We start from the raw sequence: 25991 nt of genomic DNA on the forward strand, positions 1-25991 counted from the left end.
GTGGTGCGGCCGTGTCCGGTCCGGCCGCGTCGCCGGACGGCCGCCGTCGCGGCGACTCCGGCTCCTGGGGCGCTCGCCCGTCTCCCGGGGCAACGACGCGGCCGCGCGGGCCACTTGAGGGTGTCCCGGTTTCTGTGGCTCCTACCGGCATGTCCTGGCGGGAAGCCGCCAGGGCGCCTTCCCGCCAGGCCCGGTCGGCGCTTTGGCCCCGCCGGCCCCCCGACACTCTTCGCCAGTACCGGACACCACCCCCTGCCCGGCACGCGCACGGCCGACGAAGAGAGGCCTGAATGACCAGAGGACCACTGACACGACCGGCGGCGCTGCTGTCGGCCGGGCTCGTGTTCGCGCTGCTGCCCGCGGGCCGGGCCGGCGCGCTCCCCGCGGGCAGCAGCGCGAACACCGTGGCCGCCCCGGCCGCGGCGAAGGACGCCGTCGCCTCCCGCACCGTCACCCTCGTGACCGGTGACAAGGTGACCGTCACCGACGTCGGCGGCGGGAAGAAGACCGTTTCCGTCGTACGCCCCCGAGGGGCCACCGGCGCCGTGCGCACCCAGGTCGCCAACGGGACCGTCACCGTCGTACCCGACGAGGCACTGCCGTATCTCGAGGCCGGCACCCTCGACCGGCGGCTGTTCGACGTGAGCGAGCTGATACGGCAGGGGCTCACCGACCAGCAGACCGGTGAGCTTCCGCTGATCGTGACGTACGACCCGAAGGCCCGCGCGACGGTCCCCGGCGGGGCCGAGCGGACGCGGTCGCTGCCGAGCATCCGGGGCGCGGCCCTCGACGCCGACAAGGGACGGACCTTCTGGAAGGCGATGACCCGGGGGATGACCGGGACGACGGGGATCGGCAAGGTCTGGCTCGACGGGCGCGTCAAGGCCGACATGGCCGAGAGCAACGAGCAGATCGGCACCCCGAGGGCATGGGAGGACGGGCTCACCGGCAAGGGCGTGACCGTCGCCGTGCTCGACACCGGCGTCGACACGAGCCACCCCGACCTGGCCGGCCGGGTCGCGCAGACCAGGAGCTTCGTCGACGGGGAGGACGTCGCCGACCGCAACGGGCACGGCACCCACGTCACCTCCACCGTGGGCGGCACCGGCGCCGCCTCCGACGGCAAGGAGAAGGGTGTCGCGCCCGAGGCCGTGCTCGCCGTCGGCAAGGTGCTCAGTGACCAGGGTTCGGGCAGCGAGTCAGGGATCATCGCCGGCATGGAGTGGGCCGCGCGCGACGTGCACGCCAAGGTGATCTCGATGAGCCTCGGTTCGACCGAGCCCAGCGACGGCACCGACCCCATGGCCGTGGCCCTGGACACGCTCTCGAAGGAGACCGGCGCCCTCTTCGTCGTCGCCGCCGGCAACACCGGCGCCCCCTCCTCCATCGGCTCGCCCGGCGCCGCCGACTCCGCCCTGACCGTCGGCGCGGTCGACTCCTCCGACGAGGCCGCCTACTTCACCAGCGCCGGTCCCCGCTACGGCGACAACGCGCTCAAGCCCGACCTCGCGGCGCCGGGCGTCGACATCCTCGCCGCCCGCTCCCAGCTCGTCGACGGCAGCGGCTACTACACCTCCATGAGCGGTACGTCGATGGCGACGCCGCACGTCGCGGGTGTGGCCGCGCTGCTCGCCCAGGAGCACCCCGACTGGACGGGTGCCCGGCTCAAGGACGCGCTGATGTCGACGTCCCGGCAACTCGACGCCTCCGTCTACACGCTGGGCGCCGGCCGGGTGAGCGTCCCGGACGCGGTCGACGCGAAGGTCACCGCCACCGGCAGCGTCGACCTCGGCTTCGTCGGCTGGCCCTACGACGACGACAAGCCGGTCACCAAGACGATCACCTACTCCAACTCCTCCGACACAGCGGTCGAGTTGACGCTTGCCGTGGAGGGGGCCGGCGAGGGTGTCGCCACCCTCGCCGACACCACGCTCACGGTGCCCGCGCACGACACCGCGTCCACCACGCTCACCGGCGACGGCACGAACGCGCCGGTGGGCCAGACCTCGGGGCGGATCGTGGCGTCGGTGGACGGCACCCCCGTCGCGCACACCGCGTTCGGGCTGGTCAAGGAGGAGGAGCGGTACACGCTCACCGTCCATGTGAAGGACCGGGACGGCGGCCCGAGCGCGGCCTACCTCGTCGTGCAGCAGCTCGCGAAGGACGTCGACCCGTACCCGACGTCCGTCGACGACTCCGGCACGCTGAAGCTGCGGCTGCGCCCCGGAACGTACAGCCTCACCTCGTTCCTCGACGTGCGCGGCAGCCACGGCGCCGACTCCCTCGGCCTCGGCTTCCTCGCCGCACCCGGGATCACACTCGACCAGGACCGCGAAGTCACCCTGGACGCACGAGGGTTGCGGGAGATCACCGCCAAGGTCGACCGGCGCACCGAGACCCGGCAACTGATCATGGAGTACGACCGCGCCGGCGGCGGCTCCGACCTGTTCGACGCGGTCCAGCTGCCCGTCAAGTACGACAGCGTCTTCGCCGCCCCGACCCGGAAGGTCACCGAGGGCACCTTCGCCTACCGGACCGTGTGGCGGCTCGGAAAGCCGCTCCTGGAGGTCGCGGGTGTCGAGGAGACGGTCGTCCAGCCCGGAACCACGCTGACCGAGGGCCGCACCCGGCTGCCCCTGGTCGACGTCGGAAGCGGACCGTTCACCGGGGTGAGCGGCAAGGCCGTGCTCGCGAAGCTCACCGACGGAGTCCCGCCGACCGAGCTCGCCCAGGCCGCCCAGGACGCCGGCGCCAAGGCACTGTTCGTCACCGACGACTCGCCGGGCCGCCTCAACGCCTGGTTCGGCACCGACGCCTACGAGGACCGGCCGCTCCAGGTCGCCACCGTCGACGCGGCGGACGCGGCACGGCTGCGCGCGAAGAAGACCGTCGACATGACCGGCACCCGCAACTCGCCGTACGTGTACGACCTTTCACACGGCTACAAGGGAGCCGTCCCGAACCGGACCCTCGCCTACGATCCCGGTCACGGTGAACTGGCCGTGCTGAAAACGAAGTTCCACGCGGTCGAGTCCGTCTCGGGCAGCGAGTTCCGCTACTCCATCGCCGACCCCTTCCCCATCGGCCTCGGCTTCCAGGAGCGGATCGACTACCCGGCCGAGCGCACCGACTACGTCTCCACCGGCACCGGACAGACCTGGATGGGGTCCGTGAATGTCGGGACGGGCGCGCTGGAGGAGCGCAGCGGCCTGGTCGCCTACCGGGGCGGCACCCGCGACACCCTCGACTGGTTCAAGCCCGTCTGGCACCCCTGGCTCGGCACCGGACTCGGCTGGGGCCAGCAACGGGCGGGCAACCAGATCCAGTTCAACACCCCCGGCTGGGGCGACTCGGGGCCCGACCACACCGGCTTCGGGGACGTGTGGAGCGAGGACAGCGGGATGACCCAGTTCACGGAGGTCCACCAGGACGGTGTCCTGCTCGCCCGGCGGCAGGGCTCCGCCGGATACGTCTGGGACGCCCCCGCCGACGAGCACACCTACAAGGTCGTCACGGACACGGCCCTCGACCCCGGGCGCTGGCGGCTCGCCACGAAGGGCCACACCGAGTGGACCGTCCGCTCGGCGGCCACCCCCGACGACCACTGGACCTTCCTGCCGCTCGTCAACCTCGGGTACGACGTCGACACCGACCTCGCGGGGAACGTGCGCGGCGGCCGGGTGGCGGTGGGCATCCACGCCGAGTACGTGAAGGGCGCGACGGACACCGGCACCCTCGGCGGCGGACGGCTCGAGGTGTCCTACGACGACGGCGCCACCTGGAAGACGGTCCCGCTGACCCGCGTCGGCACGGCCCGCTGGAAGGGCACCCTGGACGTCCCGCGCGGCGCCGCGTTCGTCTCGCTGCGGGCCTCCGCCCACGACGACCGGGGAGGCTCGGTCCGTCAGGAGACCGTCCGGGCGGTGGGCGTGCGGTGACCGGTCGCCGGACGGCGGGCCGCCCGGGGCGGGAGCCCGCCGTCCGGTCCCTGCCTCCGGCCCGCCGCCCGCGCGGCGGCGGCCCGGGGAAGGGGGGCCACCGCGTGGCCCCCGTGACGGCGGGCGGTCGCCTCCTCCGGGGAGCGGGGAGGCGGCCGCCCGTCCGGTCGTTCAGCCTCCGGGGCGGTGCGGCGAGATGCCCCGGATCACTTCCAGGTCCAGCAGGTCCTGCGGCCGGAGCCGGAGCTGGTCCGCGGTGGACCGCACCTCCTCGGCGGGCCGTTTGAGGATCGCGGCCGCCGACTCCGGCGCGATGACCGAGAAGTAGCTGTCCGGCGTGGCCCAGGTGTTGCCGGGAGCGGCCAGGGCCAGCGCCCCGCCCGAGCCGCCCTCGCCGATCACCAGCGTGGTGACGGGCGTCCGGGCACCGGCGACCGCCGCGAACAGGTCCGCGATCGCGGGCCCGGCCCCCTCCCGCTCGGCGTCCGCGTCGTTCGCCGCGCCCGGGGTGTCCACCAGCGTCAGGACCGGGATGCCGAGCCGTCCCGCCATCCTTATCAGCCGGGCGGCCGTGCGGTATCCGGCGGGACGGGTCGCCGTCCCGCGCTGGGCCGCGTAGGCGACGGTCCCGCCGTCGTGCGTCCGGCCGAAGCCGCACAGCACGCCGTCGTCCCTGCCGCCGCAGCGGTCCCCGCCGATCGCGGCCCGCCGGGTGAAGCAGGCGTCCAGATAGTCCTCGGCGCGCGGGCGCTCCCCGGCCCTGGCCCGCCGCACCGCGTCCCAGCCGGTCGCGGGCAGGTCCCCCGCCCCGCCCAGCGCGGCCGGGACCGGCGCGGGTCCGGCGGCCGGATGCGTGAGCAGGTCCAGCCACAGGGCGAGCGTCTCCCGCAGTTCGTCTCTCTGCACGAGGGCGTCGACCGAGCCCGCCGCCAGCTGCGCCTCGGCGGTGTAAGCGGCCGGGTCCGCGTCCGGCGGGCGGACCCGCGAGCCCGCGAAGCCGACCTGGGCGCCCGGCAGGGCCAGGGTCACATCGGCGCCCGCGCCGAGGGTGGCCCAGCCGCCTCCGGTCGTCGGGTCCCGCAGGACCGCGATCTGCGCGAGCCCGGCCTCCCGGGTGAGCGCCGACTGCCGGGCCACCCGCTGGAGCTGGGTCAGCGCGAGCATGCCCTCCTGCATCCGGCTGCCGCCCGTGGAGACGAGGGAGACGACGGGCAGCCGGTGCGTGCGGGCGTGGTCGTAGGCCGCCTCCAGCCGGTCGCCCGTGCGCCGGCCGAGGGAGCCGCCGAGGAAGCCGAACTCGAAGGCGACGAGGACGGCGGTGACCGGGCCGAGCGGGGGCCGGCCGTCGGTCGTCGTGCCGAAACTCGCCGTCCCGAAGGTCGCGGTCCCGCAGACGACGGACTCCTCCTCGCCGGTACGGGCCGCGGCGCGCGCCCGCGCGTCGTCGTACCCGGCCCAGGCAAGCGGACCGTCGGGCGGGAAGTCCCCCGCGGGAGCGGGGAGTTCGGCGAAGCTGTCGGTGATCAGGGCGATGGCCTCGCGGGCCGAGATGCGCTCAGTCACGCGGCAGCTCCCGCTTGAGGATCTTGCCCATGTCGTTGCGGGGCAGCGCCGCCACGAAGCGCACGGTGCGGGGCCGCTTGTGCGGGGCGAGACTGCCGGCCACATGGTCGGCCAGCTCCTCGGCGGACGGCGGCGCCCCGGGATCGGCCGGGACGATCCAGGCCGCGACGCGCTCGCCGAGGTCGGCGTCGGCCTCCCCGGCGACGGCGGCCTCCCGCACCCCGGGGTGTTCGAGCAGCGCGTTCTCGATCTCACCCGCGCCGATCTTGTATCCGCCGCTCTTGATCAGGTCGGTGGCCCTGCGGCCGACGATACGGACCGAGCCGTCGGGGTCGAGGACCGCCATGTCCCCGGTGCGGAACCAGCCGTCGGCGGTGAACGCGGCGGCCGTGGCGTCGGGCCGGTTCAGGTACTCGGTGAACAGGTTCGGCCCGCGCACCTGGATCTCGCCGACGCTCTCGCCGTCGTGCGCCCCGGCCGGGGTGCCGTCGGCCTCGTACCAGGCGATCGCGGTCCCGTCGTCCTCGACGAGGCGCAGTCCGACGCCGGGCAGCGGCACCCCGACCGTGCCGGGCCGGGGCGGACCGTCCGCCCGTACGCTCGTGTTCATCAGCGTCTCCGTCATGCCGTACCGCTCGACGACCCCGCGTCCGGTCGCCGCCGTGATCCGCTCGTGGTCGTGCAGCGGCAGCGCGGCGGAGCCCGACACCAGCAGCCGCGCCCGGCCCAGCGCCTTGGCGAGCCCCGGGTCCTCGCCGAGCGCCTCCGCGAGCCGGTGGTACATCGTCGGCACCCCGAACAGCATCGTCGCCCCGGCGTCCAGCTCGCGCGCCACGCCCTCGGCGCCGAACCGGCCCAGATGGCGTACGGAGCCCCCGCGCCGCAGCGGGCCCAGGATGCCGATGATCAGCCCGTGCACATGGAACAGCGGCAGGGCGTGCACCAGCACGTCGTCACCGGTCCATCGCCAGGCGTCGGCCAGCGCGTCCAGGGTCGCGGCGATCGCCCGGCGCGGCACGACCGCGCCCTTGGGCGGACCGGTGGTGCCGGAGGTGTAGACGACCAGGGCGGGCGCGCCGGGATCGAGGACCGGGCCGGGCTCCGCGTCCGGCCCCGCCGACACCGCTTCCGCCCGCACGTCGACGTCGATCCGGTCCAGCGCGCCGAGCGCGGCGGGAAGCGCGTCGCCGGGGGCCGCGAGCACCAGGGTGGGGGCGCTGTCGCCCACGATGTGGCCGAGTTCCGTCTCCCCGGACCTCGGGTTCAGCGGTACGGCCGGGACCCCGGCGAGCAGCGCGGCGACGACGGCCACGGCCGTCTCCAGGGTCGGCGTCGCCCAGACGGCGACCCTCCCGGCGCCGTCGAGCCGACCGGCCAGCGCTCCCGCCGAGACGGCCAGTTCCGCGTACGTCAGGGACCGGTCGCCGAAGCGGAGCGCGGAGCGGTCCGCGACCGAACCGCTCACCAGGGCCGGGAAGAGGGAGAACATCGAGGACTCCTTGCCGAGGGGACTTCACCGGGAGGGACACGTTCTTCCTACACGATCGGCCTCGGGGACCGGCGGGTCGGCCGCGCGATCGGGCCGAGGAGGTGGAGGGGGAGCGCAGGCGGCGTAAGGATCGTCCGGAAACCGGGAACGATCGTTCGGGAACCGTGGCGTGGACGGACCCGGACACGTAGTGTCGGGCTCGCGTCACAACTTGATGAGTCAACTGCCGGGAGACCTTTGGTGAGTGAGTCCCCGCCGCACCTTCCCGAGGTCCTGCCTGACGGCGAGGAGGCGGAGCGATGACGATGAGGCCGTCCGGTTCCGTCGGAAGGCTCATGGCGGCGCTGCGTCCGCGGGGCACCCGCTCCGAGATGCGGGCGCTGGCGGCGGAGCTCGGCCGGGTCCTGCGCAGAAGGATCGATACGCCTGTCGACGTGCGGGAGTTGGCCGGGGCGCTGTGCGAGGAGATGAGCCGGCTCCGCGGCGGACGTCCGGTGCAGCTCCGTTTCGAACGCTTCCCGGACGAGCTCGAAGTCACCGGTCTGTGGATGGAGTTCGGCGACTTCGACCTCGTCGTCGTCGAGGAGCGCGCCGAGACCGTTCAGCAACTCGTCATCCTCGGACATGAGTTGTGGCACATGCGCGAAGGCCACCGCGACCACCACGTGGACGGTGCGACGGCCGTCGCGCGTGCGGCCCTGTCGGAACGTTCCGGCTGGAGCGGTCCCGGGCCCGGGGTGCCGCCGCGGCAGGAGGTCGCCCGCGCCGTCGCCGCCCGTGACGGGTCGCGGCAGGCGGACGAGGCACGGGCCGAGGCCTTCGGACTCCAGCTGGCCAGTGTCTTCCGCTCCTGGGTGACCGGCCCCGGCGACGCCGCCGCCGTCGACCCGGTCGGCCGCGCCATCGAGACCTCGCTCGGCTACCGCAGACCCCAGGACCGGCCCCCGCACCGGTGACCCCCGGCCCGCCGGTGACCGGCTAGGCGAACCGGAGCCCGGCCCGACCGGCCGTCTCGATCACGTCCGCGACCACGCAGCTGACGTTGTCCGGCCCGCCGGCGTCGTTCGCGGCGGCGACCAGGGAGCGGACGGCCGCGTCGGGGTCGGGGGCGGCGGCGAGGAGCCGCTCGATCCCCTCGTCGGGCACGACGGTGGACAGACCGTCCGAGCAGAGCAGATAGCGGTCGCCCGGCCGCACGTCGTGCAGCCGCAGATCCGCCACCGGGGCGGCGGTACCCAGCGCCTTGAGCAGCAGGGAGCGCTGCGGATGCGTCGCCGCCTCCTCGGGGGTCAGACGCCCCTCGTCGATCATCGACTGGACCACCGTGTGGTCGTGGGTGATCCGGAACAGCCCGCCCTCGCGGAGCACATAGGCCCGCGAGTCCCCGATGTGGACGAGCGCGAGCTGCGAGCCCGTCCACACCAGGGCGGTGAGCGTGCTGCCGGTCGCGTCCACCCCCGCCGTGCCGGGGTCCTGTGCCAGGTCCAGCACGGCCCGTGCCGCGCCGTCCACGGCGTCCTCCAGCAGGTTCAGGACGCCCCCGGCCGGCAGCGGCTCGTCGTCCAGGAAGGCGAGCGCCCCCACCGCCGCCGTGCTCGCGGGCGCCCCGCCCGGCCCGCAGCCGTCGGCGACGGCGAGGACACGGGCCCCCGCGTGGACGCTGTCCTGGTTCGCCGCACGGACCAGACCGGTGTCGGACAGGGCGGAATAACGGAGTTCCAGCATGCGGGTGTCCTTCTCTCGGGACGGTGACAGATGGTCCACGAGGAACGCGGCCAGATCACGGCGGGCGGCCGTCTCGGCCTCGACCCCGGCCCAGTACGCGCCGATCTCCCGCGCGGCCGGGCCCGGTTCCAGGGCGCACACCTGCCGGATCCGGGCGAGCGGCATGCCGAGCCGCCGCAGCCACGCCACCAGCCGGGCCTGCTCGAGCTGGCCGGCCGCGTAGTAGCGGTATCCGGTGTCGGGGTCCACCCGGGCGGGACGCAGCAGGTCCAGCTCGTCGTAGAGCCGCAGCGCCTTGGGCGACAGCCGGGAGGCCTTCGCGAAGGCCCCGATCGTCAGCATGTCCACACGTCCACCCTGTAGTTCTCCCGACCAGGCTGCACCCGCTCCTGGTTCCCGTTCCTCGTCGTGTCCTCGATGCTGGGCCCTGCCCCTCGGTGAAGGTCAAGAGCGGCCCCCGCCGGGCAGCGCCTCCCGGTTGTTAGCCTGCGGCGGGCTGTCCGGCGACGGCGCACCAGCGGGGTGCGTCCGGGGCCGGACCCCCGGTGCCGCGCGCCGGCGCCGTACGAGGAGGGAGTCCGTCGTGGCCCGTATCGCGCTCGTCACCTACGACCCGGGCGAGGAGCCCGGCGCGGACCGGGACCTGCCGGTGCTGAGGAAGGCCCTGGAGACCGCCGGGGCCTTCGCCGAGATCGTGCACTGGGACGATCCCGGGGCCGACTGGGCAGGCTACGACCTCGCGCTGATCCGGTCGACCTGGGACTACAGCCTGCGCGTGGCGGAGTTCGTGGCGTGGGCCGAGCGCTGCGCGGAGCTCACCCGGCTGATGAATCCGGCGCCGGTCGTGCGCTGGAACACGGACAAGCGCTACCTCGGCGACCTGGCGGACGCGGGGGTGCCGGTCGTACCGACCCGGTATCTCGCGCCGGGGGACCCGGTCGAACTGCCCGGCGAGCACGAGTTCGTGGTGAAGCCCACCGCGGGCGCCGGGGCGCGGTACGCCGCGCGGTACACGCAGGGGGAGCGGGAGACGGCACTGCGGCAGCTCGCGCGGATGCACGCCGAGGGACTGACCGCGATGGTCCAGCCGTATGTGACGGCCGTCGACACCCGGGGCGAGCGGGCGCTCCAGTTCTTCGGCGGCCGGCTGCTGCACGCCAGCCGCAAGGGGGCCGTCCTGGAGCCCGGAACGCCCTACGACGGGGACAAGACGCCCCACCCGCGGCTGGAGGTCTGGGAGCCGTCCGCGGCCGAACTGGCCGTGGCGGAGAAGGCGCTGGCCGCCGTCCCGGGCGGCGCGGAGCAGGTGCTCTACGCCCGGGTCGACCTGGTCGACGGCGACGACGGGCCCCGGGTGATGGAGCTGGAGCTGGTCGAGCCGAACCTGTTCCTGTGGCTCCACCCGGCATCGCTCCCGGCCGTCGTGAACCGGATCATCGAGGCGGCCGACGACTGAGGTAGCCGCACGTGGTGCCGAGGTCGGCTACCGGCCGGGGCCCGGGCGTGTTCGTCACCGGCCGGGGCCCTCGGCCTGGTCGGTCACGGGTCCCTTCACGCCGACCCGTTGCAGCAGCCCCCAGGTGAACTCCGCCGCGCACGCGTGGGGGACGCCCGCCGCGTCCGGTGCCGTGAACGCCAGGCCCCAACGGGTCGGGGCCGTGCCCTCCAGGGGCCGGGCGGGGGCGAAGGCGCGGGCGGTCTCGTCGACCGTGCAGGACCAGGGGACCAGGTCCTCCAGCGTCTCCAGCACGGGCGCGGCGGCCCCCGGGGCCCGTACGAGCCACTCGTTCCAGACGACGCCGTTCGGGGCGAGCAGGACCTCGAAGCGCAGACCGGGCCACAGCGGCACCGGCCATCGCAGCGCCTCGCAGGTCAGATCGCCGATCCGGCGCTCGCTCGCCGACTCGGGGGCGCCGAGGACCGAGCGGTAGCGCGAGGCGGCGGAGCGTGCGCGCGGGGAGTGCAGCATCGCCTGCCAGCGCCGGTTCGCCTCGCGCATGTCCGCGACCGACACCCCCAGTCCGTGCCGGGCGTCCTCGACCAGGCCCGGGTTGTGGTCGGCCATGCGGCGCAGCAGCACCAGCTGGAAGTCGAGCGGGGTGAACGGGGCGGCGGGGCGTTTGGCCGGCATGGGGTCCATGGTCGCGCACGGGGCCCTCGCCGGGCGGGCGGAAGGGAGGACGGGCGGACGGACCGACCGGCGGGTGGGTGGACCGGCGGGCGTCGGCCGTCGGCGCTTCCGGAGCCGCGGGCGGACCGGCGGGCGTCGGCCGGCGGTGCCTCCGGAGCCGCGGGCGGCGGTGCCTCCGGAGCCGTGAGGGCCGTCTCGGCGGTCCGGCATGAGGCGTTCGTCCCCTCCTGGGCGCGGCCCGGCGTACGGCGACGCGGAGGTCGGTCGGCACGGGCCCCGCAAACCATTGCCCGCCCCAGGGCGAATGACTAGCCTGTGTTCGTCATCCCGATCGTCTGTTGAAATTTCGAACAAAAGGGAGGGGGCCGGCTGTGGGACGCCTCGTACCTGCCGTGACCCGGGCTCTGGACATACTGGAGCTCTTTCTCGACGGGGACGGGACTCTCTCCGCCCCCGACATCGTGCGCAGGCTCCAGCTCCCGCGCACGACCGTGCACGAACTGGTGACCACGCTCGCCGCCCGGTCGTACATCGTGCAGGTGCCCGGCCAGCCGGGACGCTACCGGCTCGGCGTGCGCCCGTACCAGCTCGGCAGCCGCTACGCCGAGCAGCTCGACCTCGCCGCCGAGGGCCAGCAGGTCGCCCGTTCCGTCGCCGAGACCTGCGACGAGACCGTGCACGTGGCGATCCTCGAGGGCACCGACGTCATCTACATCGCGAAGGTCGACTCCACGCACGCCGTGCGCATGGTGTCGGCGGCCGGCCGGCGCCTGCCCGCGCACTGCACCTCCGTGGGCAAGATGCTGCTCGCCTCCCTCTCCGAGCCGGAGCTGACCTCGCGCGTCCCGGACGACGCCGAGCTCTCGGCGATGACCCCCAACAGCATCACCGACCCGGCCGCCCTGCGCGAGGCCCTCGCCGAGATCCGCCGTCGCGGGATCGCCGTCGAGAGCCGTGAGTCCAACCCGGACGTCAGCTGTGTCGCGGCCCCCGTCCGCGACCGTGCCGGACAGGTCGTCGCCGCGCTGTCGATCTCCGTGCCGATGATCCGCTGGAGCGACGAGCGCCGCGGCGAGCTGGAGCAGCTCGCGGTGAAGGGCGCCGCGGAGCTGTCCGAGCGGCTCGGCCACCGGAACGCGCGGTGAGCGCCGTCGAGGTCGCGGCCCCCGCGCACGCGGCGCTCGGCGAGGGCCCCACCTGGGACGCCCGGGCCGGGCGGCTCCTGTGGGTCGACATCCTCGGCTCCCGGATCCACACCTACGACCCCGTCTCCGGCCGCCGCACGGTGACGGCCACCGAGCAGCACGTGGGCGCGGTCAAGCCACGCGTCGGCGGCGGACTGGTCGTCAACCTCCGTGACGGCGTGGGCCTCTACGGACCGGCCGGGTCCGAGGGGTCTCCCGAGGGAGAGGCGGCCGCGTCCGCGCCCGCCGCCGGTCCGTTCCGCTGGCTGCACCGGGAGCCCGTACCGGGCCGGCGCGCCAACGACGCGGCCGTCGCGCCCGACGGCTCGCTGTGGTGCGGCACCATGCGCTACGACGAGACACCGGGCGGGGGCACGCTGTCGCGGATCGCCCCCGACGGCACGGTCCGGGTGCTCCTCGACGACGTGAGCGTCAGCAACGGCACGGGCTGGAGCCCCGACGGACGCCGGGTCTACTACATCGACTCGCCGACCCGACGCGTCGACGTGTTCGACGTCGGTGACGACGGCCTGCCCGTCGCCAGGCGCCCGTTCGCCACCGTGGAGAACGGTTTCCCCGACGGTCTGACGGTGGACGCCGAGGGCGGCGTCTGGGTGGCGCTCTGGGACGGCGGAGCGGTCCACCGCTACACGCCGGACGGCGCCCTGGACCGGGTGCTCGAACTGCCCGTCCGCCGCCCCACCGCCTGCGCGTTCGGCGGCGCCGGCCTCACCGACCTGTACATCACCACCGCCCGTACGGGCCTGTCGGCACCGCACCCGATGTCCGGCTCCCTGCTCGTCGTCCCGGACGCGGGCAAGGGCCTGGCGCAGCCGGAGTTCGCCGGATAGCGGGGGCGCGTGGCAGGTCCGGCCCGGTCGACGTCCCACCCGGCACTGCGAAAGGACACCATGCGCACAGCACGCTTCGTCCTCGACCCCGCCTTCACCGTCGGGGAGGTCGACCCCCGTCTCTTCGGTTCCTTCGTCGAGCACCTCGGCCGCTGCGTCTACACCGGCGTCTTCGAGCCGGGCCACCCCTCCGCCGACGCGGAGGGGCTGCGCACCGACGTGCTGGACCTCGTCCGTGAACTCGGTGTCACGGCCGTGCGCTACCCCGGCGGCAACTTCGTCTCCGGATACGCCTGGGAGGACTCGGTGGGCCCCGCCGAGGAACGGCCCCGCAGGCTGGACCCCGCCTGGCGCTCCACCGAGACCAACCGCTTCGGGCTCGCCGAGTTCATCGGCTTCGTACGCAGGATCGGCCCGGGGGCCGAGCCCATGATGGCCGTCAACCTCGGCACGCGCGGGGTCGCCGAGGCCCTGGCCCTCCAGGAGTACGCCAACCACCCTTTCGGCACCGCCCGTTCCGACCTGCGGATCGCGCACGGCGACAAGGACCCCTTCGGCATCCGGCTGTGGTGCCTCGGCAACGAGATGGACGGCCCCTGGCAGACCGGCCACAAGACCGCCGAGGAGTACGGCCGGCTCGCCGCCGAGACCGCCCGCGCGATGCGGCAGATCGAGCCCGGCCTCGAACTCGTGGCCTGCGGCTCCTCCGGGCAGGGCATGGCGACCTTCGCCGCGTGGGAGGCGACGGTCCTGGAGCACACCTACGACCTGGTCGACCACATCTCGCTGCACGCCTACTACGAGGAGACCGACGGCGACCGGGACTCGTTCCTCGCCTCCGCCGTCGACATGGAGTCGTTCATCGAGAACGTGGTCGCGACCTGTGACCACGTGGGCGCCCGGCTGAAGTCCCCGAAGAGGATCAGCCTCTCCTTCGACGAGTGGAACGTCTGGTACCAGCGCCGGCCCAACCCCCACCCGGTCGAGGACTGGCAGGAGGCCCCCCGGCTGCTGGAGGACGTCTACACCGTCACGGACGCGGTCGTCCTCGGCTCGCTCCTCATCGCGCTGCTGCGGCACGCGGACCGGGTGGCCGTCGCCTGCCTCGCCCAGCTCGTCAACGTCATCGCGCCCATCATGACCGAACCGGGCGGCCCGGCCTGGCGGCAGACGACGTTCCACCCCTTCGCCCAGACCTCCCGGTACGGACGCGGGTACGTCCTCGACGTCCGGGTGGACTCGCCGGCGTACACGACGGGCAGGTACGGCGAGGCGGACCTGCTGCACGCCACCGCGGTGCGCGCCGAGGACGGCTCGGTGACCGTCTTCGCCGTCAACCGCAGCCGGACCGAGGCCCTGCCGCTGGAGGTCGCCCTCGGGCGGACGGGCCTGACGCGGGTCGTCGGGCACAGCGCGCTCGCCGACGCCGACCCGGACGCGGTCAACAGCCGGGACGATCCGGAGCGGGTCACCCCGCACCCGGTCGAGGGGACCACGCTCCGGGACGGCACGCTCGGCGCCGTCCTGGAGCCGCTGTCCTGGAACATGATCCGGCTGGCGTAGGCCCGGACCGTCCCGCTCCCCGGGTGAAGGGGACACGACCTAGGGGCCGGGGGAGGGCACCGGGGTCACCGGTACTCCTCCGGCCGCGCTGCCCAGCAGCGTCAGTTCCACCCGCCCGGGTCCCGACGGCGTGGTCCCGTCGGACAGCACCGCGAGGGCCAGCGTGTTGTGCCCGCGGGTGCGCAGCACCCCGTTGGGCAGGACGAACGTGTGCTGCGGGCCGACGTCGTTGATGTACTGGCCCATGTTCCAGCCGTTCAGGAAGATCTGGACGCGATAGGCGCGCGACGGATCGTCCGTCAGGGTGAGCCCGATCGACGCGTCCGTCCCGCCGTCCACCGCGAGCCGGAAGCCGGTGCGGTACCAGGTGACGCCCTGGCGCCGCTCGGTGCGCGGGAACGCGGCAGGCTTCCAGCCCCCGTCCGCGAAGCCCGGCAGATGCCAGCCGTGCCGTTCCCCGTGCAGACCACCGGTGTTGAGCGGCCCGCGCACCGGGTCGGGGGCCGCCGAGCCCTGGATGCGCCAGCGGACGGCCGGAGCGGCCCCGGTGAAGGTGGCGGCCGTCAGACCCCGGGCCGCCTTGTGCGTGTCGTCGGCCCGGCCGTCCTCGTCCCGCTGCATGGGCCGGACCAGCACGGACAGCACGTGGGAGCGCCGCTCCCGCGGCCGGACGGGGAAGGTGGCCGTGGCCGCCCAGGTCCCCTTGCGCACGGTCTTCTTGTCCGGCACCGGCATCCGGTGGGTGCCCAGCGGCTCGCCGTCCAGCCAGGCCATCAGCAGCCCCTGGGTGCCGGCGACGTACGACAGGGACACCGAGTCGGCGCCGCCCGCGTCCGCGAAGTGCCCCCGGTACCAGACGTCCCCGTAGTGGAAGCCGTAGTCGTCGGCGAACAGCACGGGCTGTCCGGCGGGCACCGGGGTGACGCTGTACGAGGACGTCAGGTCGGTGACCCGCCAGGCGGTGTCGTCGTGGTCGGCGGCCGCCTCGGGATTCCCCTCGGCCCGCCGCCAGCCGGTCAGGGCGGGCAGCCGCACCGGGGCCGCGCCGGGCAGCCGCCGCCCGGCCAGCAGGCTCCCGGAGGCGGTGGCACGGGATGTCAGCGAGACACCGTTCCAGACGAGTCGGTCGAGCCCCCGCGGTCCCCACACCTCCAGGTCCGCCGCCCGGACCGTGTCCCCGGTGAGGCGCGCGGTGGTGCCGTGCAGGGCGGCCGTGCGCAGCAGCGCCGGGCCGCGCACCAGGACCGGCCCCGAGGGGGTGTCGTGGCGCCACAGCAGCCGGGAGCTCTCGTCGTCGGCGAACAGCAGCAGCAGCGGGGCCGCGACCCCGCCGTCCTCCACCCGGACCCGGGTGACGCCGCCGAGCACGGCGTCGATCCGCAGCACACCGTCCTCGTAGCCGTGCGCCGCTTCCCCGTCCAGCACGGTGACCCTCGGCTCGCTCGCGGCCTCCAGACAGGTGCGGGTCGCTTCGCCCGCCCGGCCCGTGAGGACGGCGATGTCCTGCCGTCCCGCGGTCAGCCACAGCATCGGCTGGGCGGTGGACCAGCGCAGCCTCCGCCGCCCCAGCGCGATCCCGGCGGCGAGCAGCCGGGCGTCGAGGCCGGGCACCGTCACCTCGGCGCTCTCCGTGCCGAACGACACGGCGGCGACGGCCTCGGCGGGCGTGTCGTTGCGCAGCACCTGGAAGCGCGCCTTCGTGTCCGGGTTGACCAGGTGGTAGGCCCTGATCCCGGGTCCCGCCGCCGTGCCGTCCCCCGGCCGGGGTTCGACGGGGTCGAGCTTCGCCAGGTCCGGCACTGACTCCAGCAGCCGGCCGATCTGCCGCATCGGGACGAGCTTGTCGGTCGGCTGCCGCGCCTCGTCGATGGCGGCCCCGTAGTCGTACGAGGTGTAGACGATCGGCGCGGGCAGCCAGCCCCAGGAGGTGCCGCCGAACGTCATGTAGACGTTGTGGACGGTGATGCCGTTGGCGAGGTTGGTGAGGTAGAAGCGCCGTTCGTAGGCCGCGTCCCGGGTGCGGCGGGACTCCGCGTAGCCGAGGCCGTCGAACTCGGCCCCGCCCCAGGGGTCGAACCAGCCGCCGCCGAACTCGGGGATGAAACCGGGGGTGTCGGGGCTCGCGGTCGAGCCGCCCTTGAGGCCGCCGGGTCCGAAGTGCCCCCAGTCCGGCGGGGTCTTGAAGGGCGAGGGATAGCCGTCGAAGCCGTACAGGTAACGCCCGCGCTCGCCGCCCGTGTCGAAGGTGCCGGGGGCCCAGTGGCCGTTCCTTCCTTTGTCGTTGTGGAAGAGGGGGACGTCGATGCCGTCGGAGCGCACCTTGGCGTACAGGTGCGCCATGTAGTCCCGGCCCGCGGGCTCGGTCACATGGTTGTCGTACTCGTTCTCCAGCTGGTACAGGACGATCGTGCCGCCGCCGTCGGTGTAGAGGTGCCGGGCGGCGATCCGGTCGACGGCGGTCAGCCACCGGTCGACGTGCTTCAGATAGGTGGGGTCGGCGGTGCGGGCCACCCCCGGGGTCGCCGTCAGCCAGCCGGGGAAGCCGCCCGCGTCGACCTCGGCGTTGATGTAGGGACCGGGGCGCAGGATGACGTACAGCCCGGTCTCGGCGGCGGTCCGCAGGAACAGGTCGAGGTCGCGGATCCCGGTGAAGTCGTGCCGGCCGGGGGCGGGGGAGTGGTAGTTCCAGGCGACGTAGATGCTGACCGCGTTGTAGCCGTGGGCGCGCATCTTCTGCAGGACGTCCCGCCACAGGGAGGGGCTCGGCAGCCGGAACGGGTGGAACTCGCCCGACCAGACCACCAGACGCCTGCCGTCGATCAGCATCGAGTAGCGGTCGAAGCCGACGGTGTGCCGGCGGCCGTCGGCGGAGGGCGGGGCGGGCGCGGGTCCGGTGGGTGCGAGGGCCGTCCTTCCGGCCGCGCAGGCCTCGTCGCTCCCGCTGCCGCCGAGCGAGAGGCCGAGGGCGGCGGTACCGGCGAGTGCGCTGAAGGAACGTCTGCTCAACACCATGCGGGTTCTCCCGGGGGACGGCGACGGGGGCCTCCCCCGTCCGGTCCGAGCCCGGGATCCGGGGGAAGGTTGCGGCCATTGTCCACAGGAGCAGGTCGTTCGACGGCCGTACGACGGTCCCGGCGCGGGGGATTACGCGGTATGGGCGCGGCCGGGGGCGGCCCGCGGGTCGCGGACCGCCCCCGGGTCTTGGTGGGGGGAGGGACGGGTCAGCTCGTCCGGACGCCGAGCGTGAGCGTGCCGGTGTAGCCGGAGGCGGCGGTGCTGCCCAGGGCCGTGAGGGTCAGCAGGCCCGAGGAGGCGCCTCCGCCGTCGTAGATGGAGTCCTGGGACAGGGTGGTGCGGGTGACCTTGTTCGTGGAGTACGGGGACACCTTGGCCATCGCCGTGGTGATCGTCTCGTTGAAGAACAGCTGGCCGGTGTGGATCTCCTGGCCGCCGGTGAAGGAGCCGTCGGAGGTGAGGGTGACGCCGGTGTGCACCTTGACGTGGATGTGCACGCAGCGGCCCCGGTACCAGCCGGGATAGATGCTGGTGAGGTTCGCGACGCCGGAGGCGTTGGTCAGCACGCCGCCGCGCAGGAACGTGCCGTCGTCCGGCTCGCTGTGGCCGTTGTTGCCGACGTATCCCGAGTACTCGCCGAGCGCGTCGCAGTGCCAGATCTCCACGAGGGCGTTGCTCAGCGGTGAGCAGGCGGAGTCGACGACGGTGAGGGCGAGCTTGAGGGGGGCGCCCGCCTTGCCCTCGGTGACGTCGGCGCGGACGAGCTGGCCGTCGAGGTAGTAGGGGCCTTCGGTCATCTCCTTGGTGAGGGTGCAGACGGCCGCCGCGGCGGGGGCCGCGCCGGCCAGGTCGGCGGCGGGTGCGGGGGAGGGGGACGGGGCGACGGGGGCCGCGGCGGCCACGGCCAGGGCCGCGGCCGAGGCGCCGGTGGCGATGAGGACGGTCCGGCGCCCGACGGGGGCTTCCGACGTGTCGTTCGTGGGGGTGTCTGTCATGAACACGGCACCGTAGGGAGGGATGCTGTCGGTAGGCTGTCAGTTCCGCAAAGTGACGGCCCGTCAAGCTCGTTGTTGGACACCTTGCCCGGCGTCCGGCCGCGCGTTGCACGGCGTTCGGCCGCACGGGACGAGGCCGCGGGGGGACGGGAAACGGCGGAGACGCCGGCGGCTCGGTCCGCCCGGCGCTCCGCCGTGGGGTCCGGCGCGGGGCGCGCCGGGAAGAAGGGGTTCTCGGGCGCCGGGCGCGGATACCGCTGCCGCGGCCCGCGCCGTGGAACGTGGGCGGCCCCCGGCGGCCGGTCCGTGGGGAGACCGGCCGCGCGGGGTTTCCGCCCGGCCCGTGGGGAGGCCCGACCGGACGGGAATCCGCCCGGTGGTGTGTGAGGCCCGGTGCCCGTCCGGCATTCGCGTCTGGCCGGCGGGCGGCGACGCGAAGGGTCCGGCAGGTCTAGCCGGCCTGGTTGTACAGCATGGCGCCGACCGCGCCCCAGCCGCCGCCGTTGCTCGACGTCTGGGGTGGCGGAGGTTCCGGCTGAGTCCTGCCGCGGACCTGGGCCGCCGTCAGGCCGCCCTGCGCGCCCATGGAGGCGGCGCCGGCCATGCCGGGCATGCCGGTCTGGGCGGCCGGCTGGAGACCGGGCGAGGCGGCCGGGGCCTGCATGGCCGCGGGCGGCGCCTGGGCCGGCATCGCACCGGGGCCCTGGGCCGCGGCCGGCCAGCCGACAGGCCCGGAGGCGGGGTAGGCCTGGGCCGCCGCGGGCTGCTGCGGGGCGGTGTAGACCGGGGCCGGGGCGGGCTGCTGGGCCGGGTAGGGCGAGGCGGCGGCGGGACGCGGCTGCGGCGGAACGGAGGGCAGGCTGGGCTGCGGTGCGGCGGCGGCCACCGGCTGGGGCGCCGGGGCGGGCTGTCCGGGCCAGGCGTTCGCCTGCGCGGCCAGCCCCTGCATGCCCGCGCCGTTGGTCGAGCCGACGAGGCGGTCCACCATGGCCGTTCCGGAGCCGTAGCCGCCGGCCCCGTTGCTCAGCTCGGGTACGGGCGTTCCCTTCTTGGACCCGTAGAGCACCTGTTCCAGGCCGGACACCAGGCGGCGCACATCCGTCTGCGGACGCACCACGAGTCTCAGGAAGCGGCTGGACGAACCGACCTTGTTGCCGCACTCGCGGACCAGGATGCGGTGCTCGGTGAGCAGCCGGTCCCGGACCACGGTGCCCTCGGCGCCGACGGGGAGACGTACGAACAGGAAGTTGCCCTGCGAGGGGTAGATCGTCAGACCGGGCAGCGCGGAGAGCTGGCGGGCCATGTCGAGCCGGTCGCGGCGGACCATGTGCAGGCTCTCCATGTACTCCTTGCCGTGGTTCTTGAGCATGAACACCACGGTCTCCGCGAAGGAGTTGAGGTTCCACTTCGGCAGCATCGAGCGGACCTTGCCGGCCAGCGAGGGGTTGGCGACCATGTAGCCGAAGCGGATGCCGTGCAGGCCGAAGTTCTTGCCGAGGCTGCGCAGCACGATGACGTTGGGTCTCATGACCGCGTCCTCGACCACGCTGGGCTCCGACTCGGCGTCGGCGAACTCCAGGAAGGACTCGTCGATGACGATCAGGTCCAGGTCGGCCATCGCGTCCATGAACTGGATGACCGACTGGCGCGGCAGGAAGCCGCCGTCGGGGTTGTTCGGGTTGCAGATGACCGCGACCTTGGTGCCGCGCGAGCGGATGAACTTGGCGTAGGCGGCGAGGTCGAGGGCGAAGCCGTTGGACTCCTGGAGCGGGAACATGTCGACCCGCTTGCCGGTCTCCATCGGCTGGTCGGTCCAGCGGCCGAACGTGGGGACGGGGATGGCGAGGGACTCACGGACCAGCAGATGGTCGATCCAGGTGATGAGCTCGGTCGAGCCGTTGCCCATCGCGACGCACTGCGGCGGGAGCTGGAGCAGCGAGCACAGCTCGCTGGTGATCGTGTCGGCGCTGCTCGGGTAGTAGGTGATGATCTCCCGCAGCCGGCCCGCGAGTTCGTCGAACATCGCGGGGGTCGGGAAGTACGGGTTGCAGGGTATGCAGAAGTCGACCGGTCCGGCTCCGTCGCCCTCCCGCGTCAGTGCGGCCATCGACGGGCTGTGCGCCGCGGTGCCGCGAAAGAGCGAGGTGACATTGCCGGCCATGGAACCTCCGTATAGGGCGAGCCCGCTGGGGAGGACGGGCCCCCGTTCTTTGGGTGGCCCGCGCGGGGGAGCACGGGCCGCCCTCTCATACGGATACGGAGGTGGCGCTGTTCAATCGTTGTGAGGTCGTGCGGACTTTGTGAACCGGCTGTGAGGTTTCGTCACGCACCGAACGAGTGGACCGTGCTGGTCCGGTAGGTCTGCCCCGGCCGCAGCACCGTCGAGGGGAACGACGGATGGTTCGGGGAGTCCGGGAAGTGCTGGGTCTCCAGGCACAGGGCGTCGCCCTGCCGGTAGATGTGGCCGCCGGTGCCGACCAGGGTGCCGTCCAGGAAGTTGCCCGAGTAGAACTGCAGGCCCGGCTCGTTGGACGCGATCCTCAGGCTGCGCCCGGAGGACGGGTCGCGCAGGGTGGCGACATGCTCGGGCCGTGTCGTGATGCCCTTGTCGAGGACCCAGTTGTGGTCGATGCCCTTGCCGTACAGGAGCTGCTGGTGGGCGACCCGGATGTCCCGGCCGACGGTCTTGGACCGGCGGAAGTCGAAGGGGGTGCCGGCGACCTCAGCCAGTTCCCCGGTGGGGATCAGGCCCGAGTCGACGGGGGTGTAGCGGGAGGCGGCGATCTGGAGTTCGTGGTCGTAGATCGAACCGCTGCCCTCACCGGCGAGGTTCCAGTACACATGGCTGGTGAGGTTGACGACGGTGGCCTTGTCGGTGGTGGCCTCGTAGTCGATGCGCCAGTCGCCGTGCCGGGTCAGCGTGTAGGTGACCTTGGCCCGGAGGGTGCCGGGGTAGCCCATCTCGCCGTCGATGCTGGTGTAGTGCAGGACGAGCCCGACGTCGGAACCGGAGGCGAAGCCCTCCACGTCCCAGACGCGCTTGTCGAAGCCCTTGGCGCCGCCGTGCAGGCTGTTGACGCCGTCGTTGACGGAGAGCTGGTGGCTCGTGCCGTCGAGGGTGAACTGCCCCTTGGCTATGCGGTTGCCGTACCGGCCGATGAGGGCACCGAAGTACGGCGTCTTCGCGACGTAGTCCTCGATGTTGTCGAAGCCCAGGGAGACGTTCTCGTACCTGCCGTGCCGGTCGGGGATCTCCAGGGACTGGACGATTCCGCCGTACGACAGGACCTTGAGCCGTGTGCCGCCGTTCTCCAGCGACCACCGGTGGACCTTGGTCCCGTCGGCGAGCTTGCCGAAGAGCTCCCTCACGGGCTTCTTTCCGCCCGATGCGTGCGCCGTGCCGATGGTGGCCGCGGTTAATCCCGCTGCCGCCGCTGCGATGACCGTACGTCTGCTCGTTTCCATTTCGCGGCTCCTGCCCAATGGAGGGGGCCCCGCCTTCCGGCGGGGCCCCGGCTGACTTACGAACCGACCTTGCGCTTGTTCCACACGTCGAACCCGACCGCGGCCAGCAGGGCCAGGCCCTTGATGACCTGTTGCCAGTCGGTGCCGACACTGAGGAGGTTCATGCCGTTGTTCAGCACACCGAGGACCAGACCGCCGATGATCGCGCCGAGGACGGTACCGACACCGCCGCTCATGGACGCTCCACCGATGAACGACGAGGCGATCGCTTCCAGCTCGAAGCTCAGGCCGGCCTTCGGAGAGGCCGCGTTCAGGCGGGCGGCTACCACCAGACCCGCCAGGGCCGCGAGCATGCCCATGTTCAGGAAGACATAGAAGGTGACCTTCTTGTCCTTGACGCCCGACAGCTTCGCCGCCGGGAGGTTGCCGCCGATCGCGTAGATGTGACGGCCGAAGACGGCGTTGCGCATGACGTAGCCGTAGCCGACGACCAGCGCGCCGAGGATCAGCAGCACGATCGGCGCGCCCTTGTAGCTGGCGAGCAGCATCGTGACGGTGAGCACCGCGGCGACCAGTGCCACCAGCTTGAGCACGAACAGCTTGGCCGGCAGCACGTCCAGGGTGAACTCCTGCTGGCGCTTGCGGTCGCGGATCTCCTGGAGGACCACGAAGACGATCACCGCGAGGCCGAGCAGCAGGGTGATGTTGTGGTAGTTCGTGGTCGGGCCGACCTCGGGGAGGAAGCCGTTGCCCACCTTCTGCAGGCCGTCCGGGAACGGGCCGAGGGTCTGCCCCTCGAGCAGGATCTCGGTCAGACCGCGGAAGAGCAGCATGCCGGCGAGGGTGACGATGAAGCTCGGTATGCCGAGATAGGCGATCAGGAATCCCTGGACCGAGCCCGCCACGGCGCCCACCACCAGGCACAGCAGGAGGGCGACGGGCCAGGCCACGTCGTGTTCGACCATCAGCACGGCCGCGAACGCGCCCACGAACGCCGTCAGCGATCCGACCGACAGGTCGATGTGGCCGGCGATGATCACCAGCATCATGCCGATCGCGAGGATCAGGATGTAGCTGTTCTGCAGGACCAGGTTGGAGACGTTGCGCGGCAGCAGCAGCTGCCCGTCGGTCCACACCGCGAAGAGGACGACGATCAGGCCGAGCGCGAGCAGCATGCCGTACTGGCGCATGTTCTGGCGCAGGCCGTCGAGCATCACCCGCAGCAGGTTCTCCCCGCTGCCGCCGCTCCCGTCCTTGCCCGGTGGCGCCTCGGCCGGGACGTTGGTCACATCGGTGCTCATCGCGTTACCTCTTTGTCCTTCGTCATCTGACGCATCAGCACTTCCTGGGTGGCCTCGGCCCGCGAGAACTCACCGGTCAGCCGTCCCGCGGCCATGGTGTAGATGCGGTCGCACATGCCGAGCAGTTCGGGCAGCTCGGAGGAGATGAAGACGATCGCCTTGCCCTCGGCGGCCAGCTTGTCGATGACCGTGTAGATCTCGAACTTGGCGCCCACGTCGATGCCGCGCGTCGGCTCGTCCAGGATCAGCACGTCGGGACCCGCGAAGATCCACTTGCTGAGGACGACCTTCTGCTGGTTGCCGCCGGACAGCTTGCCCACCGGCTCGAAGACCGTCGGCGCCTTGATGTTCATCGACGTGCGGTAGCCCTCGGCGACCTGCCGCTCCTCGTGCTCGTCGACGATCCCGCGCCGGGCGACCTTGCCGAGCGCGGACAACGAGATGTTGCGGTTGATCGTGTCGATGAGGTTGAGGCCGTAGTGCTTGCGGTCCTCGGTGACGTACGCGATGCCGTGGCCCACGGCCTCCGCGACGGACTTCGTCCGGATCTCCCTGCCGTCCTTGAGGACCGTGCCGGCGGCGTGCCGGCCGTAGGCCCGCCCGAACACGCTCATCGCGAGTTCGGTGCGGCCGGCGCCCATCAGGCCGGCGATGCCGACGATCTCCCCGCGCCGCGCGTGGATCGACACGTCGTCGACGACCTTGCGCTGCTGGTCGATCGGGTGGTGCACGGTCCAGTCGCGGATCTCCAGCGCCGGAGCCGCCCCCTCCTCGGCGTGGTGCGGGGTGCGCTCGGGGAAGCGGTGTTCCAGGTCGCGGCCGACCATGCCGCTGATGATCCGGTCCTCGGTCGTCTCCGCCGCCTTCACATCGAGGGTCTCGATGGTCTGGCCGTCCCGCAGGATCGTCACCGAGTCGGCGACCCGGCGGATCTCGTTGAGCTTGTGGGAGATGATGATCGAGGTGATGCCCTGCTTCTTCAGCTCCAGGATCAGGTCCAGGAGCTTCTCGCTGTCCTCGTCGTTCAGCGCCGCCGTCGGCTCGTCGAGGATCAGCAGCTTCACCTTCTTGGAGAGCGCCTTGGCGATCTCCACGAGCTGCTGCTTGCCCACGCCGATGTCGGCGACGCGGGTCTCGGGGTGGTCGTTCAGGCCCACCCGGCGCAGCAGTTCGGTGGCGTGACGCAGCGTCAGGTTCCAGTTGATGAACCCGCGCTTGGCGTGCTCGTTGCCGAGGAAGATGTTCTCCGCGAGGGAGAGGTACGGCGACAGCGCCAGTTCCTGATGGATGATGACGATGCCGTGGTGCTCGCTCGCCCGGATGTCCTTGAAGCGGCAGACCTCTCCCTCGAAGAGGATCTCCCCCTCGTAACTGCCGTGGGGGTGGACGCCGGAGAGCACCTTCATCAGGGTGGACTTGCCGGCGCCGTTCTCGCCGCAGATGGCGTGGACCTCGCCCTGCTGGACGGTCAGAGTGACGTCCGACAGCGCCTTGACGCCGGGAAAGGTCTTGACGATCGAGCGCATTTCCAGGACGGGTCCCGCCATGGTCGTGCCTTCCAATCCGTGGGGGTCGACGCTTACTTGAGCTGGTCCGCCGTGTAGTAGCCACCGTCGACCAGGACCGACTGGTAGTTGGACTTGTCGACGCTCACCGGCTGGAGCAGGTAGGCGGGGACGACCTTCGCGCCGTTGTCGTACGTCTTGGTGTCGTTGGTCTGCGGCTTCTTGCCCTTGAGGGCGTCGTCGACCATGGTCGAGGCGACCTTGGCGAGCTCACGGGTGTCCTTGTAGACGGTCTGCGTCTGCTCGCCCGCGATGATCGACTTCACCGACGCCAGCTCGGCGTCCTGGCCGGTGAGGATCGGCAGCGGCTTGCTCTTGGAGCCGTAGTCGTCCGACTTCAGGGCGGACAGGATGCCGATGGAGATGCCGTCGTACGGGGAGAGGACCGCGTCGACCCGCTTGCTGGAGTACGACTTGGTCAGGATGTCGTCCATGCGCTTCTGGGCGGTGGCGCCGTCCCAGCGCAGGGTGGTGACCTGGTTGAGCGCGGTCTGGCCGGACTGGACGACGAGCTGCTTCTTGTCGATGTAGGGCTGGAGCACCTTCATCGCGCCGCCGAAGAAGTACTTCGTGTTGTTGTCGTCGTTCGAGCCGGCGAAGAGCTCGAGGTTGAACGGGCCCTTCTTCGAGCCGTCCGCGAGACCGAGCTTCTGCAGGATGTAGTTGCCCTGGAGCTCGCCGACCTTGGAGTTGTCGAAGGACGCGTAGTAGTCGACGTTCTTCGTGCCGAGGATCAGACGGTCGTAGGCGATGACCGGGATGTGGGCGTCGGCGGCCTGCTGGAGCACGTTGTTCAGGGACTTGTTGTCGATGGCCGCCACGATCAGCGCCTTGACGTTCTGCGTGATCAGGTTCTCGATCTGCGAGACCTGCTGGTCCGGGTCGTCCTCGCCGTAGACCAGCTTGGTCTTGTAGCCCTTGGCCTGAAGGTTCTTGACGACGTTGTTGCCGTCGGCGATCCAGCGCTCGGAGGACTTGGTCGGCATCGCGATACCGATGGTCCCGCCCTTGCTGCTGCCCTTGTCCTCCTTGCTGCCGCCTTCACCGCTCTGACCGCAGGCGGTGAGGGCGAGGGCGAGGGACGCGGCTCCGGCTATGGCGGTGAGGGCGGCTCTGCGGTTACGCATGATCATCATCCTTGATGTCTGGGACCGGGTTCGGTCTCGCGGAACTCGAAGCTCCGGGAGCTCTGAGAGAAGAAGGCCG

The 25991-nt window shown here is 72.5% G+C and carries 17 protein-coding genes; 6 read left to right on the forward strand and 11 right to left on the reverse strand.

Annotated elements, in window-relative coordinates; translation table 11 throughout:
• Window positions 1-290: 290 nt before the first annotated feature.
• The gene (locus IO36_RS26045; protein ID WP_037623399.1) at window positions 291-3938 is read left to right on the forward strand and encodes a S8 family serine peptidase; all 3648 of its coding nucleotides are present in this window, start codon (window positions 291-293) and stop codon (window positions 3936-3938) included.
• A 171-nt stretch (window positions 3939-4109) separates the two neighbouring features.
• Here the strand turns inward: IO36_RS26045 and IO36_RS26050 are convergent, their stop codons facing one another.
• The gene (locus IO36_RS26050) at window positions 4110-5501 is read right to left on the reverse strand and encodes a carboxyl transferase domain-containing protein (protein ID WP_037623400.1); all 1392 of its coding nucleotides are present in this window, start codon (window positions 5499-5501) and stop codon (window positions 4110-4112) included.
• Window positions 5494-6990 carry an acyl-CoA synthetase gene (locus tag IO36_RS26055; RefSeq protein ID WP_037623401.1) on the reverse strand — a complete coding sequence of 499 codons (1497 nt, stop codon included), beginning with the start codon at window positions 6988-6990 and terminating at the stop codon, window positions 5494-5496. The genes IO36_RS26050 and IO36_RS26055 overlap by 8 nt, the downstream gene beginning before the upstream one ends.
• 299 nt (window positions 6991-7289) lie before the next feature.
• On the opposite strand from IO36_RS26055, the gene IO36_RS26060 reads away from it, so the two are divergent.
• Window positions 7290-7946 (forward strand): toxin-antitoxin system, toxin component, encoded by a 657-nt coding sequence (locus IO36_RS26060; RefSeq protein ID WP_425535550.1) that lies wholly within the window; start codon window positions 7290-7292, stop codon window positions 7944-7946.
• 22 nt (window positions 7947-7968) lie between these two features.
• On the opposite strand, the gene IO36_RS26065 is transcribed toward IO36_RS26060, so the two are convergent.
• Window positions 7969-9063: a MerR family transcriptional regulator gene (locus IO36_RS26065; RefSeq protein ID WP_037623402.1), complete on the reverse strand. Its 1095-nt coding sequence runs from the start codon at window positions 9061-9063 to the stop codon at window positions 7969-7971.
• A gap of 235 nt (window positions 9064-9298) precedes the next feature.
• Between IO36_RS26065 and IO36_RS26070 the strand changes: the two genes are divergently transcribed.
• On the forward strand, window positions 9299-10171 hold the full coding sequence (locus IO36_RS26070; RefSeq protein WP_037623403.1) for an ATP-grasp domain-containing protein: 873 nt from the start codon (window positions 9299-9301) through the stop codon (window positions 10169-10171).
• A gap of 54 nt (window positions 10172-10225) precedes the next feature.
• On the opposite strand, the gene IO36_RS26075 is transcribed toward IO36_RS26070, so the two are convergent.
• Window positions 10226-10855, reverse strand: a complete 630-nt coding sequence (locus IO36_RS26075) for a hypothetical protein (protein WP_051900958.1) — start codon at window positions 10853-10855, stop codon at window positions 10226-10228.
• Window positions 10856-11217: 362 nt separating this feature from the next.
• On the opposite strand from IO36_RS26075, the gene IO36_RS26080 reads away from it, so the two are divergent.
• From IO36_RS26080 to IO36_RS26090, 3 genes are read left to right on the forward strand one after another with little or no spacing between them, the layout of a single operon-like run.
• Window positions 11218-11991 carry an IclR family transcriptional regulator gene (locus IO36_RS26080; protein ID WP_037623404.1) on the forward strand — a complete coding sequence of 258 codons (774 nt, stop codon included), beginning with the start codon at window positions 11218-11220 and terminating at the stop codon, window positions 11989-11991.
• Entirely contained in the window at window positions 11988-12881 is an 894-nt protein-coding gene (locus tag IO36_RS26085; protein WP_037623405.1) for an SMP-30/gluconolactonase/LRE family protein, read from the forward strand. Before IO36_RS26080 ends, IO36_RS26085 begins: the two co-directional genes overlap by 4 nt.
• Window positions 12882-12941: 60 nt before the next feature.
• The gene (locus IO36_RS26090) at window positions 12942-14444 is read left to right on the forward strand and encodes an arabinosylfuranosidase ArfA (RefSeq protein WP_037623406.1); all 1503 of its coding nucleotides are present in this window, start codon (window positions 12942-12944) and stop codon (window positions 14442-14444) included.
• A gap of 39 nt (window positions 14445-14483) precedes the next feature.
• Here the strand turns inward: IO36_RS26090 and IO36_RS26095 are convergent, their stop codons facing one another.
• From IO36_RS26095 to chvE, 7 genes are all read right to left on the reverse strand, one after another.
• A complete protein-coding gene (locus tag IO36_RS26095; protein WP_037623407.1) occupies window positions 14484-17456 on the reverse strand; it encodes a beta-galactosidase in 2973 nt (990 codons plus the stop codon).
• A 209-nt stretch (window positions 17457-17665) separates the two neighbouring features.
• The gene (locus tag IO36_RS26100; RefSeq protein ID WP_037623408.1) at window positions 17666-18454 is read right to left on the reverse strand and encodes an intradiol ring-cleavage dioxygenase; all 789 of its coding nucleotides are present in this window, start codon (window positions 18452-18454) and stop codon (window positions 17666-17668) included.
• 451 nt (window positions 18455-18905) lie between these two features.
• Entirely contained in the window at window positions 18906-20615 is a 1710-nt protein-coding gene (locus IO36_RS26105) for a pyridoxal phosphate-dependent aminotransferase (protein ID WP_037623409.1), read from the reverse strand.
• A gap of 161 nt (window positions 20616-20776) precedes the next feature.
• Window positions 20777-21919 carry an aldose epimerase family protein gene (locus IO36_RS26110; protein WP_037623410.1) on the reverse strand — a complete coding sequence of 381 codons (1143 nt, stop codon included), beginning with the start codon at window positions 21917-21919 and terminating at the stop codon, window positions 20777-20779.
• A 56-nt stretch (window positions 21920-21975) separates the two neighbouring features.
• Complete coding sequence (gene mmsB, locus IO36_RS26115) at window positions 21976-23220, reverse strand: multiple monosaccharide ABC transporter permease (RefSeq protein WP_037623411.1); 1245 nt, start codon at window positions 23218-23220, stop codon at window positions 21976-21978.
• Window positions 23217-24767: a multiple monosaccharide ABC transporter ATP-binding protein gene (gene mmsA, locus IO36_RS26120; protein WP_037623412.1), complete on the reverse strand. Its 1551-nt coding sequence runs from the start codon at window positions 24765-24767 to the stop codon at window positions 23217-23219. The genes mmsB and mmsA overlap by 4 nt, the downstream gene beginning before the upstream one ends.
• Before the next feature lie 32 nt (window positions 24768-24799).
• Window positions 24800-25912, reverse strand: a complete 1113-nt coding sequence (gene chvE, locus IO36_RS26125; protein WP_425535551.1) for a multiple monosaccharide ABC transporter substrate-binding protein — start codon at window positions 25910-25912, stop codon at window positions 24800-24802.
• Window positions 25913-25991 lie beyond the last annotated feature (79 nt).

Origin of the sequence: Streptomyces aureus, assembly GCF_000725495.1 — a bacterium.
Lineage (GTDB): Bacteria > Actinomycetota > Actinomycetes > Streptomycetales > Streptomycetaceae > Streptomyces > Streptomyces aureus_B.